Source organism: Rhodopila sp., assembly GCF_035548235.1.
Taxonomy (GTDB): Bacteria; Pseudomonadota; Alphaproteobacteria; order Acetobacterales; family Acetobacteraceae; genus Rhodopila.
Window position 1 is genome coordinate 1 of record NZ_DASZTJ010000118.1, and the last position, 12,633, is coordinate 12,633.

The 12,633-nt window shown below is 67.4% G+C and carries 16 protein-coding genes; 5 read left to right on the forward strand and 11 right to left on the reverse strand.

The genetic code is table 11. The annotated features are described in order from the left end of the window. Positions 1-397 (forward strand): enoyl-CoA hydratase/isomerase family protein (locus tag VHB27_RS10320; protein WP_325599960.1); only part of this gene is annotated, 397 nt, incomplete at its 5' end. Positions 398-499: 102 nt separating this feature from the next. Further along, entirely contained in the window at positions 500-1,309 is an 810-nt protein-coding gene (locus tag VHB27_RS10325) for an MBL fold metallo-hydrolase (protein WP_325599962.1), read from the forward strand. Positions 1,310-1,394: 85 nt separating this feature from the next. Here the strand turns inward: VHB27_RS10325 and VHB27_RS10330 are convergent, their stop codons facing one another. The 9 genes from VHB27_RS10330 to ruvA form a co-directional block, all read right to left on the reverse strand. Then, complete coding sequence (locus VHB27_RS10330) at positions 1,395-2,003, reverse strand: hypothetical protein (RefSeq protein WP_325599964.1); 609 nt, start codon at positions 2,001-2,003, stop codon at positions 1,395-1,397. A gap of 461 nt (positions 2,004-2,464) precedes the next feature. Then, positions 2,465-2,932: a peptidoglycan-associated lipoprotein Pal gene (pal, locus tag VHB27_RS10335; RefSeq protein WP_325599966.1), complete on the reverse strand. Its 468-nt coding sequence runs from the start codon at positions 2,930-2,932 to the stop codon at positions 2,465-2,467. Positions 2,933-3,203: 271 nt separating this feature from the next. Next, positions 3,204-4,583, reverse strand: coding sequence for a Tol-Pal system beta propeller repeat protein TolB (tolB, locus tag VHB27_RS10340; RefSeq protein ID WP_325599969.1), 1,380 nt, complete (start codon positions 4,581-4,583; stop codon positions 3,204-3,206). An 87-nt stretch (positions 4,584-4,670) separates the two neighbouring features. Beyond that, positions 4,671-5,696 (reverse strand): cell envelope integrity protein TolA, encoded by a 1,026-nt coding sequence (locus VHB27_RS10345; protein ID WP_325599971.1) that lies wholly within the window; start codon positions 5,694-5,696, stop codon positions 4,671-4,673. A 237-nt stretch (positions 5,697-5,933) separates the two neighbouring features. Continuing rightward, entirely contained in the window at positions 5,934-6,443 is a 510-nt protein-coding gene (tolR, locus tag VHB27_RS10350) for a protein TolR (RefSeq protein ID WP_325599973.1), read from the reverse strand. 35 nt (positions 6,444-6,478) lie between these two features. Beyond that, the gene (gene tolQ, locus VHB27_RS10355) at positions 6,479-7,198 is read right to left on the reverse strand and encodes a protein TolQ (RefSeq protein WP_325599975.1); all 720 of its coding nucleotides are present in this window, start codon (positions 7,196-7,198) and stop codon (positions 6,479-6,481) included. A gap of 5 nt (positions 7,199-7,203) precedes the next feature. After that, positions 7,204-7,647: a tol-pal system-associated acyl-CoA thioesterase gene (gene ybgC / locus VHB27_RS10360; protein WP_325599977.1), complete on the reverse strand. Its 444-nt coding sequence runs from the start codon at positions 7,645-7,647 to the stop codon at positions 7,204-7,206. Next, the gene (ruvB, locus tag VHB27_RS10365) at positions 7,648-8,691 is read right to left on the reverse strand and encodes a Holliday junction branch migration DNA helicase RuvB (protein ID WP_325599979.1); all 1,044 of its coding nucleotides are present in this window, start codon (positions 8,689-8,691) and stop codon (positions 7,648-7,650) included. It abuts the gene before it with no gap. Then, entirely contained in the window at positions 8,688-9,314 is a 627-nt protein-coding gene (ruvA, locus tag VHB27_RS10370; protein ID WP_325599981.1) for a Holliday junction branch migration protein RuvA, read from the reverse strand. Before ruvA ends, ruvB begins: the two co-directional genes overlap by 4 nt. 291 nt (positions 9,315-9,605) lie before the next feature. On the opposite strand from ruvA, the gene VHB27_RS10375 reads away from it, so the two are divergent. After that, positions 9,606-9,782, forward strand: a complete 177-nt coding sequence (locus VHB27_RS10375; protein WP_325599983.1) for a hypothetical protein — start codon at positions 9,606-9,608, stop codon at positions 9,780-9,782. Between the two features lie 112 nt (positions 9,783-9,894). On the opposite strand, the gene VHB27_RS10380 is transcribed toward VHB27_RS10375, so the two are convergent. Both VHB27_RS10380 and VHB27_RS10385 read right to left on the reverse strand, forming a co-directional pair. Further along, the gene (locus tag VHB27_RS10380) at positions 9,895-10,734 is read right to left on the reverse strand and encodes a nitroreductase family protein (RefSeq protein WP_325599985.1); all 840 of its coding nucleotides are present in this window, start codon (positions 10,732-10,734) and stop codon (positions 9,895-9,897) included. Positions 10,735-10,879: 145 nt separating this feature from the next. Next, on the reverse strand, positions 10,880-11,371 hold the full coding sequence (locus tag VHB27_RS10385) for an outer membrane protein assembly factor BamE (protein WP_325599987.1): 492 nt from the start codon (positions 11,369-11,371) through the stop codon (positions 10,880-10,882). Positions 11,372-11,469: 98 nt separating this feature from the next. Between VHB27_RS10385 and VHB27_RS10390 the strand changes: the two genes are divergently transcribed. After that, the gene (locus VHB27_RS10390; RefSeq protein ID WP_325599989.1) at positions 11,470-12,030 is read left to right on the forward strand and encodes a ubiquinol-cytochrome C chaperone family protein; all 561 of its coding nucleotides are present in this window, start codon (positions 11,470-11,472) and stop codon (positions 12,028-12,030) included. After that, positions 12,027-12,524: a YceD family protein gene (locus tag VHB27_RS10395; RefSeq protein WP_325599991.1), complete on the forward strand. Its 498-nt coding sequence runs from the start codon at positions 12,027-12,029 to the stop codon at positions 12,522-12,524. The genes VHB27_RS10390 and VHB27_RS10395 overlap by 4 nt, the downstream gene beginning before the upstream one ends. The last annotated feature ends 109 nt before the right edge of the window (positions 12,525-12,633 follow it).

A 12,633-nucleotide genomic window follows, 5' to 3' on the forward strand; every position in this document is an offset into this window, starting at 1 on the left:
CCTCTCCGCCCTCGCGGCCTTCAACGAGGCGCTGCCCGCCAGCCCGCTGACCGAACGCCGCGCCGGCATCGATCATTGCTTCTCCGCCACGACGGTCCCCGAGATCGTCGCCCGCCTGCAGGCGACTGACGGGGATTGGGCGCGGGAGGCCCTGGACGCGCTCAATCACGTTTCGCCCTCCGCCCTGTTCTGGACGCTGAAGGCGCTGCGTCGTGGCCGTGACCTGACGCTGAAGGACGCACTGGATGCCGAGTTCGCGCTGACCAAGACCACCATGGCGCATCCGGACTTCGTCGAGGGTGTCCGCGCGATGGTGGTTGACAAGGACCGCAAGCCCAACTGGCAGCCGGCATCGATCGACGCGGTCGACCCGGCATCGATCGACGCATTATTCTAAGCCGGCAGCTATTTCCCTGGGCCGCCCCTCTATGGGCGGCCCTCTTGAAACGGTCCGGCCAACCCTCTCCAATGGCGCGGTCACCGATCGGGAGAGACAGGCATGCCAGCGTTCATCTGCACCACCTGCGGCTGCCAGTATCCCGCCACCGAGGCGCCGCCCGCCGGCTGCTTGATCTGTCAGGACACCCGCCAATACGTGAACCCGGCGGGACAGGCGTGGACGACGCTGCCGGCAATGCGGCGCAGCTATTTCAACGCATTCCGCCAGATTGAGCCGGGGCTGACGGGGATCGGCACCTTTCCCAGCTTCGCCATCGGCCAGCGTGCGCTGCTGCTGCGCACGGCCGCGGGCAATGTCCTGTGGGACTGCATCAGCTTCCTGGATGACGCCACTATCGCGATCGTGAGCGCACTCGGCGGCCTTGCCGGCATCGCGCTGTCGCACCCGCATTTCTTCGCGACCGCAGTGGAATGGAGCCGCGCCTTCGGGAACTGCCCGATCCACGTCCACGCCTTGGACCGTGATTACGTCACGCGGCAGGATCCGGCAGTGAACTTCTGGGACGGCGACACGCTGGAACTTTCCCCAGGCGTCACCGTCATCCGCTGCGGCGGCCATTTCCCCGGCAGCTCGGTGCTGCACTGGGCCGCCGGCGCTCAGGGAAAGGGCGCGCTGCTGACGGGCGATACGCTGCAGGTCAGGCCAGACAAGGGGCTGACCTTCATGCACAGCTACCCGAACCTGATCCCGCTGCCGGCGCCGCCTGTGCAACGGATCGCCGATACGCTGGCGCCATGGTCGTTTGAAACGATCTATGGCGGATGGTGGGAACGGGTGATCCCGGCGAACGCCAAGCAGGTGATGGCCCGCTCGGTCACCCAGTACATCGCGGCAGTGACCGGCGGCTGACAACGCCGCGAGAAACCGGGTGGCTAACGGCGTAGCCGCTCGGCCCAGGCCCGACCTTGAGAGCCACGATCAACAGGGCTTGCCATCAGGTGGAGGCAGGTGCGTATGCGGCGGCCAGGGCTTGCGCGACCTTCCGGCGTTCCCGTTCGGCGACACGCTTGTCACGCTCGCGACGGCGCAGGGCCTCGGAGAAACTGATTCCGTGCGCCTTGGCATAGGCAGCGACCGTGCGGTTTTCCGCGACAAGGGCACCGACTTTCTCGATGGAGGGCGGTGGTTCAGGCACTTGTGGGACTTGGCCCGATGCCAAGGTCTGCGTCGGGGCCTCGATTTGGGCTTTAGGCTGGACGGGCTGGACAGCGTCGCGGGCGGCACGCAGCTTTTCCAGCGCCCGTTCGGCCTTGTCGGCCTCGCGAGACAGCGCGACGGCGCCACTGCGCAGACGCAGTATGCGGTTCAAGGGCATGTCCGGTTGCGCGGCTTGGGCCAGCGCCTCCCCTGCCTGAAGCGTGAACATCATGATCCGAGCGACGAGGCGGAGTTCGGCGTCGGTGCGCGGATCGTTCCCGGCGACAAGATCCTGGGCGGCCTTCCAGGCTTCGTCCTGGTCGCCGCCCGCGCCTTGCAGCAGGAGGGCGGCGATGTGGTGGAGGATGCTCCGGAGGAAAGCGGCGGGAAGGTCGATGGCTTGCACGGTATGTGATCCTAAAATATCCCTGGGATTATAGGTATTTTTACCAGGATATCAAGGAATTTTTCGAACGACCCATTTGCCGCCGCCAAGGGGCCGCCTCGGGAATAGCGCGAGCCCCCTATGGCTTTGGTCGCGATCCACAATCGGACGCGATCAAGCATCAGGTTCAAGGCCACCCGGCGTCAAACCAGCCAATCCGGTTTCCAACAAAACGACCTATGGAACGACTATTGAGTATCGTCAGAGACGAAACGAGGTGTTGAGGGGTCGAATTTCGCAACGGAGCCTCTGGATGCTCGACGTTGCGAGTGCGGCCCATCCGGCACGTCTCCAGGCGCCGCGTGCCGCCGGCGCAGCATGGCTGAAAACGCATGATGGCGGCAACCTGGCGTCGTGCACCCGGATGCCGGCCATTCATGGAACCCATCGCTGGCCGGCCGGAAGCCGGACAGCGGCTGGTATCAGCGGACCGAGGTGATCGCGTTGCGGTTCTGGGCCCAGGCCTGCTCGTTGTCGCCCTGCGCGGTCGGACGATCCTTGCCGTAGCTGATCGTGGACATCCGCGCCGCGGCGACGCCCTTGGCCTTCAGGTAGGACGCGGCCGCATTCGCGCGGCGCTGGCCGAGCGCGAGGTTGTATTCTTCGGTGCCGCGATCGTCGCAGTTACCGGCGATCTGCACGTTCACGCTGCTGTACTTGGCGAGCCACGCGGCCTGCTTGTCGAGCGTCGCCCGCGCATCCGGACGGAGGTTGGACTTGTTGAAGTCGTAGAAGACGCGATCACCGACATTGGCGACCAGATCTTCCTCGCTGCCCGGGACGATCGTGCTGACCGGCGTCGCCGGCGCGGCCGGGGCCGGCGGCGGCTTGGGGGAGCACGCCGCCAACAGGGCGACGGCGGCGAAAGCGCCGAGGATCTTTGTGTTCATCTTATCTTCGTCCCCTGGATGGGTGCTGTCCAATACGCAGGCGTTACCAGCGCAGGCAAAACGGCAATCCGTTCCGTCCATGTGAGCGATTAACGTGACATGAGCGAGGTGGTCAAGTTCCCCTCGCTCCGCGTCTACGACATGCCTTGCCTGTTGCTTTAAAACCACAATAACCGTTACTCGATGTCACACTATGTTCGCATCCCCGCACTATGCGGGCCCATCTGGACTTACGCCCGGTAAAGTCATGCCTGGCAGGTTGTCCTCCCCGTCAAGCTCCCAGGGGTGACCAGGCCGGATCGGTCGCGTCAGTGGGCGTGCGCACCGGACGATCGTTGAACCCGGTAATATCCACGGTTTCCAGCCGCGATGAGCCGCCCCGTTCCTGGTGCCAGAACATCAGCACGCGACCATTGGGACAGAAGGTCGGCCCTTCGACGTCCCAACCCTCGGCCAGGATGCGCTCGCCGGACCCGTCGGGATGCATGACGCCGATCGCGAAATTGGACGTATCGCCGGCGTACCGGGTGAAGGCGATCAGGTCGCCGCGCGGGGACCAGACCGGCGTCGCGTAATGGCCATTGCCGAAGCTGATGCGCTGCGCCCCCCCGCCGCCGGCCCCCATGACATAGATCTGCTGGTCGCCGCCTCGGTCCGACGCGAATGTGATCTGCGAACCATCGGGGCTGTAGCACGGGCTGACATCAATCGACCCCGAGTTCGTCAGGCGTCGCGAGGCTCGGCTTGCCAAGTCGACCGTCACGATGTCGGAGCCGCCGCCATCCGCAACGGACATGATGACGCTGCTGCCGTCCGGCGAGAAGCGCGGCGCGAACGTCATCCCCGCGAAGTCGCCCAGGACGCTTTGCCGGCCGGTCTGCAAATCGAACAAGTAAACCCGCGGACGATTGTTGGCATAGCTCATGAACGCGATCTCATCCTTGGTCGGATGAAAGCGCGGCGTCAGGACCAGCCAGGACCCGTCCGTCAGGATCCGGTTGTTCTCGCTGTCCTGGTCCATGATCGCCAGCCGCTTGGTACGCCGATCGCGCGGACCGGTGGCCGAGATGTAGACGATGCGCGTGTCGAAATAGCCCTTCTCGCCCAGCAGCCGTTCGTAGATCACGTCGGCGATGATATGGGCGATGCGGCGCCAGTTGGCCTGGGTGGTGGTGTACGCGGTGCCCTGGATCTGGCGCTGCGGCAGGACGTCCCACAGGCGGAACTCGACGCGCAACTGGCCGCCGCCGACCGTGGAAACGCCCCCCGTCACCAGCGCCTGCGCCCCGGTCGGCTTCCAGTTGGCGAAGTTCGGCGTGCCGTTGGGGGGTATCTTCGCCTGGATGAACGCCGACGGGTCAATCAGCCGGAACAGCCCGCAGTTCGCCAGGTCGTTGCTGATGACACCAGCGATGTTCTGCCCCATCTGGCCGGCGCTGCCGTCGCCGCCGTTCAGGTCCGGGATCGCGATCGGAATGGGCGCTGCCCGGGCGTGGTCGACGTCGATCACGGCCGATTGACCGCCACCGCCGCCACCGCCCCCGGAAGGCTGCTGGCCCGACAGGGCCTGCGCCATCACCGGCAAGGGGGTCAAAAGCCCGGCGGCGCCAGCCAACAGGGAGCGGCGGGTGGGATTCAGTATCTTGTTCATGACGTTGTCTTCCACTTTCATCGCTTGAGACGCAACGAGTCCGTTACGATATCGCGCGGTTTTGACGGCCCTGTCGCACCTCGGCCGTCATGGTGAGAACCGGAACGTCAGCACGTTGATCTTGCCCAGCAGCGTGTTGGGCAGCGGCAGGTTGGCGCAGCGGGCGTCCATCACCGCACGGACTGCGCGTTCCGCGAACGCACGGAAGCGCGGATCGCCAAGATGGCCGACGTCATCGCCGGACACCTTCGCCTCACGGACCGTCCCGCTGGCGTCTGTAGTGACGGTGAGCGTGACCCGCATCTTGTCGATATCCAGCGCGCCGGCGTCCTTCGTCCAGCACTCGCGGACGTGATCACCGATCGCACCGCGCTGCGCCGCACTCAGTGCCGCGGTGTCATTGCCCAGCGGGTTGCCGCCGCCGTTCGGCGCGCCGCCCGCCTTCGGATTGGCGCGCGCCTTCGGCGGCTGGGTCTGCTGCACGAGCTGGCGCAGCTTCTCCAGCGTGTTCTCCAGCGACTGGCTGTTCGGCGCCGGGTTCTTCGTCACGTTCGGCTGCTGCGTCACGCTGGGCGGCGAGGGCGGCGGAGGCACCGGCGGCGGCGGCAGCGGCAATGGCGGCTGCTCCTTCGGCGGGGTCGGCTGTGGCGGGGTCGGTGGCGAGGGCGGCGGAGGCGGCAGTTTCGGCGCCGGTTCCGGGCTTGGCTCAGGTGGCGGGGTCGGCGTCGGCGGCGTGGGGGCCGGCGGCGTCGGCGCCTGCGCGGGTGGCGGCGGCGGAGGCGGAGGGGGCGGCGGAGGCGGCGGCGCTTCCTCGGGCTGTGGCTTGGGCGGCGTGGTCACCGGCGGCGCGGGCGGCGCCTGCTCCGTCGACGGCGCAGGGACCGGGGCAGGCGTGGGCGCCTGCATCGAGGACTTGGCAGTCCCCTGGAACACCATGTCGACACTGGTCTCGGGTGGCGGCTCAGGCGGCGTCAGGCGGGGCAGCCCAAGCAGCAGGATCGCCAAGACCGCGATATGCGCGCCGACCGAGATCGCCAGGCCGCGCCGAATCCGACGGGGGATCCGGCGGGCGTGCCGGTCGAGTTCGTCGTCATAGGAGGATCGCTGCAGCACGGGCGGTCATCGCTCCGTCAGGGCGGGACGGCTCAACCTGTCCTGATCCGGCAGTGCGTCCCATCCCGCCAGGGCCGGCCCGGTCCCGGCCACCCACGCATCGCCGCGGAAACGCGGAGTGCGGGGACGAGCCCGGCCGTGACGGAGAAAGGATCGCGCACAGCCATGGTCCTGACGCCCTTCGGACAATGATCGGGAAACGGGAGATCCGAGCGACGAGGTCATCACGGCCGCGTCCTACTTCTTCGTCCCTGACGTCGACGTGGCGGAGCCGCTGGATGACGCTCCCCCCGCAGACGCGGCCCCACCCGACCCGGCGGGCGTCACCGGCGGGGCGTCGGCCAGCAGCGCCACCTTGGTGAAGCCGCCTTGGGTGATCGTGCCCATCACCTCCATGATCCGGCCATAGGCCAGGTCCTTGTCGCCGCGGACGAAAATCCGCCGCTCCGGATTGTTCTGGGCAATCGCCTGCAGCTTCGCGACCAGGTCGCTCAAGTCGATCTGCTGGTCCTGCAGGAAGATCGTGCCGTCCGCCTTGATCGACACCGTCAGCGGCTCACTGTCCGAGTTCAGCGGCTGGGCGCTGGTCTTCGGCAGGTCGACCGAGACGCCCGAGGTCATCAGCGGCGCGGTGACCATGAAGATGATCAGCAACACCAGCATGACGTCGACCAGCGGGGTGACGTTGATCTCGGCCAAGGGACGGTAGCGCCCGCGCCCGGCCTTGGTGTTCATGGAAAAGGCCATGACCTAGCTCTCCCCAGCGTACCGTCCGGACCGGGTCACGCGGCCCGCTCCTCGCTCTGGCGCGACAGGATGGCGCCGAATTCGCTGCCGAAATTCTCCAGCCGAGAGGCGAAGCGGGTCAGCGAGGTGCTGATCTGGTTGTAGGCGAGCACGGCGGGGATCGCCGCCACCAGCCCGATCGCGGTGGCGAACAGCGCTTCGGCGATGCCGGGCGCCACGACCGCGAGGTTGGTGTTGTGCATCGCCGCGATCGCCGAGAAGGAGTGCATGATACCCCAAACCGTGCCGAACAGGCCGATGAACGGAGCGGTGGCGCCGATGCTGGCCAGGAACACCATCCAGCGCTCCAGCCGGTCCATCTCCCGCTGCACCGTCACGGCGATGGCGCGATCGATCCGCTCCCGCACGCTGGTGTGGGAGATGTCGGCGCCGGCTACCCGCACCGACCGGCGCCATTCGCCCATCGCCGCAGCGAACACCGCCGCCATGGGGTGGTTCGGGTTGCTGCCCTCGCGATCGAACAGATCATCCAGGCTGCCGCCGGACCAGAAACGGTCCTCGAACCCGTCGGCGGCGCGGTTGACGCTGCGCAGCGAGGACCATTTCTCGAATACGATGGTCCAGACCCAAATGCTGGCACCCAGAAGACCCAGCATCACCAGCTTGACGACGATATCGGCCTGCATGAACAGGCCCCAGAGCGACAGGTCGCCCCCGGCCGTTCCCAAATTCACTGCATCGACTGCGCGATCCACTTGCCTTAACCCCTAACTGCCTCGTCAGCGCCGCGTAAGACTGCCATCCCCTCCCGCCACCGGGGCGGGATTCGGGCCGGCCTGTTTCCTCCGATTCGCACACAGGCGAGCTTGATGCGCAGGTTGGCGCAGATGCCGTTCGGTCCGCGCACCGTCTGCCGCAGCGCAACTGTTGCTCCACCCACGTCCATGGATTCGGTTTCGACGACAAGCAGGTCGTCGAGCATGGCCGGCCGCACATAGTCGATTTCGGCGCGATGCACCATGAACATCAGTCCATGATTCGCAACAAGTTCCGCATGGGGGATCCCCGCGTGACGCAAGGCCTCGGTGCGGGCGCGTTCGGCATAGCGCAGGTAGTTGGCGTGATAGACCACGCCGCCCGCGTCCGTGTCTTCATAGTAGACGCGCAGCGGATAGCGATGGGTGGAGGCTGCATGACCGTTCATTTACGAACCGTCATCGCTGAGCGCATCCAGCAGCGGCAATACGGTCCGCGGCGGTCTCAGGTCGAGGTGCCGCCAGCCCGGCTCCCCCAACACCCGGCCGCGGCTGGTGCGCAGGACCAGCCCTTCCTGGATCAGGTACGGCTCCACCACGTCTTCCAGCGTGTCCCGTGCCTCTGCCAAAGCGGCGGCCAGGGTGTCGACCCCGACCGGCCCGCCGTTGTGGTGTTCGGCGATGCGCCGCAGGTAGCGCCGGTCCATCGCGTCCAGCCCGAGGGAATCGACCTCCAGCCGCGTCAGCGCCGCATCGGCTACCGCCTTGTCCACCGGGAAGCGGCCCTGCACGGCGGCGATGTCGCGCACCCGGCGCAGCAGGCGGGTGGCGATCCGCGGCGTGCCGCGGGACCGGCGGGCGATCTCGGCCGCCCCGTCGGTGGTCAGGTCGAACCCCAGCAGTCGCGCGCCGCGGGCGACGATCGTCCGGAGCTCCTCCGGCGTGTAGAACACCAGTCGCAGCGGGATGCCGAAACGGTCGCGCAGCGGCGTCGCCAGCAGCCCGGCGCGGGTGGTGGCGCCGACCAGGGTGAACGGCGGCAGGTCGATCTTCACCGTGCGGGCGGACGGCCCCTCGCCGATGATCAGGTCGAGCTGGAAGTCCTCCATCGCCGGGTACAGCACTTCCTCGATCGCGGGCTGCAGGCGGTGGATCTCGTCGATGAACAGCACGTCGCGCGGCTGCAGGTTGGTCAGGATCGCCGCCAGGGAGCCCGCCTTGTCGATGATCGGGCCCGAGGTGCCGCGGAACCCGACCCCCAACTCCCGCGCCACGATCTGCGCCAGCGTGGTCTTGCCCAGGCCCGGCGGGCCGTGCAGCAGGACGTGATCCAACGCTTCCCCCCGTTCCCGCGCGGCCTGGATGAAGATGCCAAGGTTCTCGCGGCTGGCTTTCTGGCCGGTGAAGTCGGCCAGGGTCTGCGGCCGCAGCGTCGCCTCGCCCACGTCCTCGTCCAGCCGGTCGGGCGAAAGGGTCCGCCGGTTGTCGCTCATGCTCCGACCCTCGATGCCCCGGTGTTAGGCGAGAGGTCTCGCAGGCTGTCACGGATCACGGCGTCGAAGCCGGCGCCAGCGCCGAGACGGTCGAGCACGCGGTCGACGATGGGTTGGGCCTCGGCGCGGCGGTAGCCCAGGTTCACCAGCGCGGACAGCACGTCCTCGGCGATTCCGCCGGCCGGGACCGGGGTGTAGCTGATGCCGGGGGTGATGGGCATCGCGCCGGTTTTGTCCTTCAGCTCCGTCACCATTCGCGCCGCCAGTCTCGGACCGACCCCCGGCGCTCGGCTCAGGCTGGCCTTGTCGCCGGCGGCGATGGCGGCGATCAGGTCGGCGGGCGACAGGGTCGAGAGCAGGCCCAGCGCGACCTTGCCGCCGACGCCCTGCACGGTGGTCAGCAGGCGGAACCAGTCGCGTTCGGCGGCCTCGGCGAACCCGTAGAGCAGGATCGCGTCCTCCCGCACATGCGTCTCGATCAACACGCGCGCGGCGGCAGGCGGCGGGGGCAGGGCCGACAGCGTGCGCGAGGAGGCCTGCACGAGGTAGCCGACCCCGCCCACATCGATGACGCAGGTGCCGTCGGCGAGAGCCTCCACGCGTCCGGTGAGCTGGGCGATCATCCTGGTTCCGGGTTCCGCATCCGGGTGTCCGTGATCCGCCCCGCGAATCGGGGCGGCGGGGCATCATACCCCGGTTTGAGGCGAAAGGGGGGCAGGGTCAAAGAAGGTTCAGGTGATCGCGATCGGGGCGACCGCATGGCGGGCGCCGCCGCGTCAAGGCGACGCTGCGACCGCGACATGAACAGGCCATCCAGCGCCTGGACGCTCAAGTTCGTCCCCGCTCGACCTGGATCAATGCGGCACCGCATTGATCCAGGTCACGATCACTCCGTCAACCGAACGGAGCGTATCATGTCCACCGGCAACCTGCTCTACCTGCTGATGTGCATCGGGATGTTCACGGTCTTCGCGATCGTGCTTGCCTACGAGTCCTGGCAGCAGAGCAAGCTGGGCCCAGACATGCTGGGAACCGTGCGGGCAGAGCCGAAGCCGGCCACGCATTTTCCCAACCACGCCGCCCATGCCTGAAGTTTTTGCGACGCGGTTCAACGGCGTTCGCGCCACGTTAAGCACGGTACCGGCAGTCCGACCCGTTGTTGGTGTAGGTGCCCGTCGCCGATTACGACGACGTCATCGGCCTCTATTTCAATTCGAACCCCATCGCGTGCAGCGTCGCCACCAGCTTGTCGCGCCCTGACAGCGCGGCCAGCTTGCCCATGCGGCCGATCACCCGCTTGGTCCAGGTATCCGTGGCCATCTCGTTACGCGCCGAGAAGCCACCGATCAGCCCGTCATAGGCCGAGCGGCGCTGCGCTTCGTCGTCAGGCACCCGATAGGCTTCGTGGTGAACGATGACCTCCTGCGGCAGGCGGGGCTTGACCTCACCCAGCGCGGCCTCTGTCGCATAGCCGACGCACATGCCGAAGACGCCGAACGTGCCGGAAGGGAGGTTCACAACCTTGGCGACCTCCTGCGGCTGGTTGCGCAGCGCGCCGATATAGACGCAGGACAGGCCCAGCGACTCGGCTGCGACGGTGGCGTTCTGCGCGGCCAGCGCGGCGTCGATCGCGGCGACCAGGAACGTCTCCAGATACGGCATCACCTCCAGCGTCACGCCTTCCTGTTGACCCAGGCGCTGGTTGCGCGAGATGTCGGCGACCCAGATCAGGAACAGCGGACATTGCTCGATATGCTTCTGGTTGTTCGCCAGCTTCGCCAGTGCCGCCTTCTTGTCGGAATCGGTCACCGCAATCACCGACCAGGTCTGCAGGTTGGAGCTGGTGGCGGCGGACTGGGCCGCGGCGATCAGCGTTTCCAGCGTACCCGCCGGCAGTGCGTCGGGGCGATAGCCGCGCACCGACCGGTGCGTCAGCAGCAATGCGATATGCTCGTTCCAAGGCCCCGCGGCGGGGACGGCATCGGGACCGTACCGCAGGGCAAGCGCCTCGGCAGCCGGCGTCGTCGGAAGAGAGACGTCCATCTGAATGACCTGTCGCAAAGGTGGCGGGCGCGCCAATCGGCCCAGGACACGGTGGTTCAGGCGCACCCAGAGGATGGATGGAGCCTGCCCGACCGGTCGGTGTGTGGCAAGCCTGGCGCGGAAAAAGCGACTCCCCGCCGACCGATCACGGCGCCCCTGGCGCGCCGCCGCCAACCGTGGTCGAGGCGCCGCCAGTGCCGGCCGGCACGAATCGGCCGATATTGCCCAGCAACTGCTGCAAGAACGATGCTTCGGTTCCCGGCGAAGGCGTGGTGCGTGCGATCACCGACACCGGCAGCGCGTCCTTGGCCGGGCGATCGGAGATCTGCTGCAGCACGCCTTTGCCGTCGAAGGTCAGCTCCACGACGTTCTGGTCCACCACGCCCAGCGTCCGGCCGATGCGCGGCTGGGTCAGCTCCGTGATATAGAGCCATTTGTTGTCGTTGAACGTCGCTGTCGCCGTGGGCGAGCCGATCACGGCGGTCACATCCGCCTTCGTCGACGTCCCCGGCGTCAGTTCCTTGAGCTGCTCGGGATCGACCTTGTTGCCGCGCACCTGCGGCGGCGGCGCGAGCCAGGAACAGGCCGGCAGCATAAGGCAGGCAACCAGCAGGAAATGGCGTAGGGTGGTGGGCATGGGACGACGAAACCCCGCGTATCGATCATGACCGGCTGGATGGATCGCCGGCGAGTGCTATCTATCGCGTGCCTGTCACGGCCGCCCCGGCCGTGTCAATGCGCATCACGAGGATCAAGGTGGCGGGTTTGTTCAGCAGGCGCGGCAAGCATGAGCGAGCGGCCTATCAGCTCTATGGGTCGGCGGTCGCGGCGGCGCGCGATCCCTATCTCTACGCGACGCTTGGCGTGCCCGACACGCTGGACGGCCGATTCGACTCGATCTGCCTGCATGTCTACGTGGTGATCCGGCGGCTGAACCAGGAAAGCCCCGCCGCGACCGACATGGCGCAGGCAGTGTTCGACGCGATGTTCCACGACATGGACATCAACCTGCGGGAGATGGGCGTCGGCGACATGTCGGTCGGAAAAAGGAACCGGAAGATGTGGGAGGCGTTCCACGGCCGGTCGGCGGCTTACGCCGGCGCCTGGAACGACGAAGCCGCCCTGGCGGCCGCCTTGGGCCGCAATTTCTGGCGCGGCGCCGAACCGCCCGCCGGATCGGCGGCGGCGCTCGTCCGGCTCGCGAAGATGCAGGAGACAGCCTTGCGAGCCCAGCCGGCATCCGCGCTCATGGCCGGCACCGTGCAATTCCAACCTGCCGAGGAGGCCGCGCATTGATCCAGCCCGAACTCCATCGTCCCCTGCCCTTCGATCGCGTCGGGCCGAACGGCCTGGACATCGCCATCACGGCCACGCCCGCCGAATGCGCGGCGCTGGCGCAGCGGATGAACCTCCCCGCCATCAAACACCTGACCTGCAGTTTCCACCTCACCCAGCTTGGCCTGCGCCGCGTGCAGGCGCGGGGGCAGCTGAAGGCCGAGGTGACCCAGACCTGCGTCGTGACGTTGGAGGACTTCGACGCCACGGTGGAGGAGACGTTCGCCATCCGCTTCGTGCCGGAGGACGAGATCAAGGAAGAGCTCGACCTGGAGGATGATGACGAGGTCCCGTTCGACAATGGCGTGGTGGACCTGGGCGAAGCCGCGGCGGAGCAGCTCGGCCTGGCGCTCGATCCCTACCCCCGGATGCCCGGCGCGGAACTTCCGGCGCTGGACGAAGAGGAGGAGGACAATCCGTTCGAGGCGCTGAACCGGCTTCGGCGCATGAATTGAGGGAGCGCGCCCCTCGTCGCGGCCGGGCTTGTCCCGGTCACCGACGGTTCAACAACGATGATTGGGAGCCTGGACAAATCCCGCCAGGATGGGGCTCGCGCCGTCAACC

Bases quoted from the DNA above. Each gene is read 5' to 3' on its own strand.
- VHB27_RS10325 (WP_325599962.1), top strand. From the start codon at position 500: ATGCCAGCGTTCATCTGCACCACCTGCGGCTGCCAGTATCCCGCCACC.
- pal (WP_325599966.1), bottom strand. From the start codon at position 2,932: ATGAACACAAAGATCCTCGGCGCTTTCGCCGCCGTCGCCCTGTTGGCG.
- tolB (WP_325599969.1), bottom strand. From the start codon at position 4,583: ATGAACAAGATACTGAATCCCACCCGCCGCTCCCTGTTGGCTGGCGCC.
- tolR (WP_325599973.1), bottom strand. From the start codon at position 6,443: ATGGCCTTTTCCATGAACACCAAGGCCGGGCGCGGGCGCTACCGTCCC.
- ybgC (WP_325599977.1), bottom strand. From the start codon at position 7,647: ATGAACGGTCATGCAGCCTCCACCCATCGCTATCCGCTGCGCGTCTAC.
- ruvB (WP_325599979.1), bottom strand. From the start codon at position 8,691: ATGAGCGACAACCGGCGGACCCTTTCGCCCGACCGGCTGGACGAGGAC.
- ruvA (WP_325599981.1), bottom strand. From the start codon at position 9,314: ATGATCGCCCAGCTCACCGGACGCGTGGAGGCTCTCGCCGACGGCACC.
- VHB27_RS10375 (WP_325599983.1), top strand. From the start codon at position 9,606: ATGTCCACCGGCAACCTGCTCTACCTGCTGATGTGCATCGGGATGTTC.
- VHB27_RS10380 (WP_325599985.1), bottom strand. From the start codon at position 10,734: ATGGACGTCTCTCTTCCGACGACGCCGGCTGCCGAGGCGCTTGCCCTG.
- VHB27_RS10385 (WP_325599987.1), bottom strand. From the start codon at position 11,371: ATGCCCACCACCCTACGCCATTTCCTGCTGGTTGCCTGCCTTATGCTG.
- VHB27_RS10390 (WP_325599989.1), top strand. From the start codon at position 11,470: ATGCGCATCACGAGGATCAAGGTGGCGGGTTTGTTCAGCAGGCGCGGC.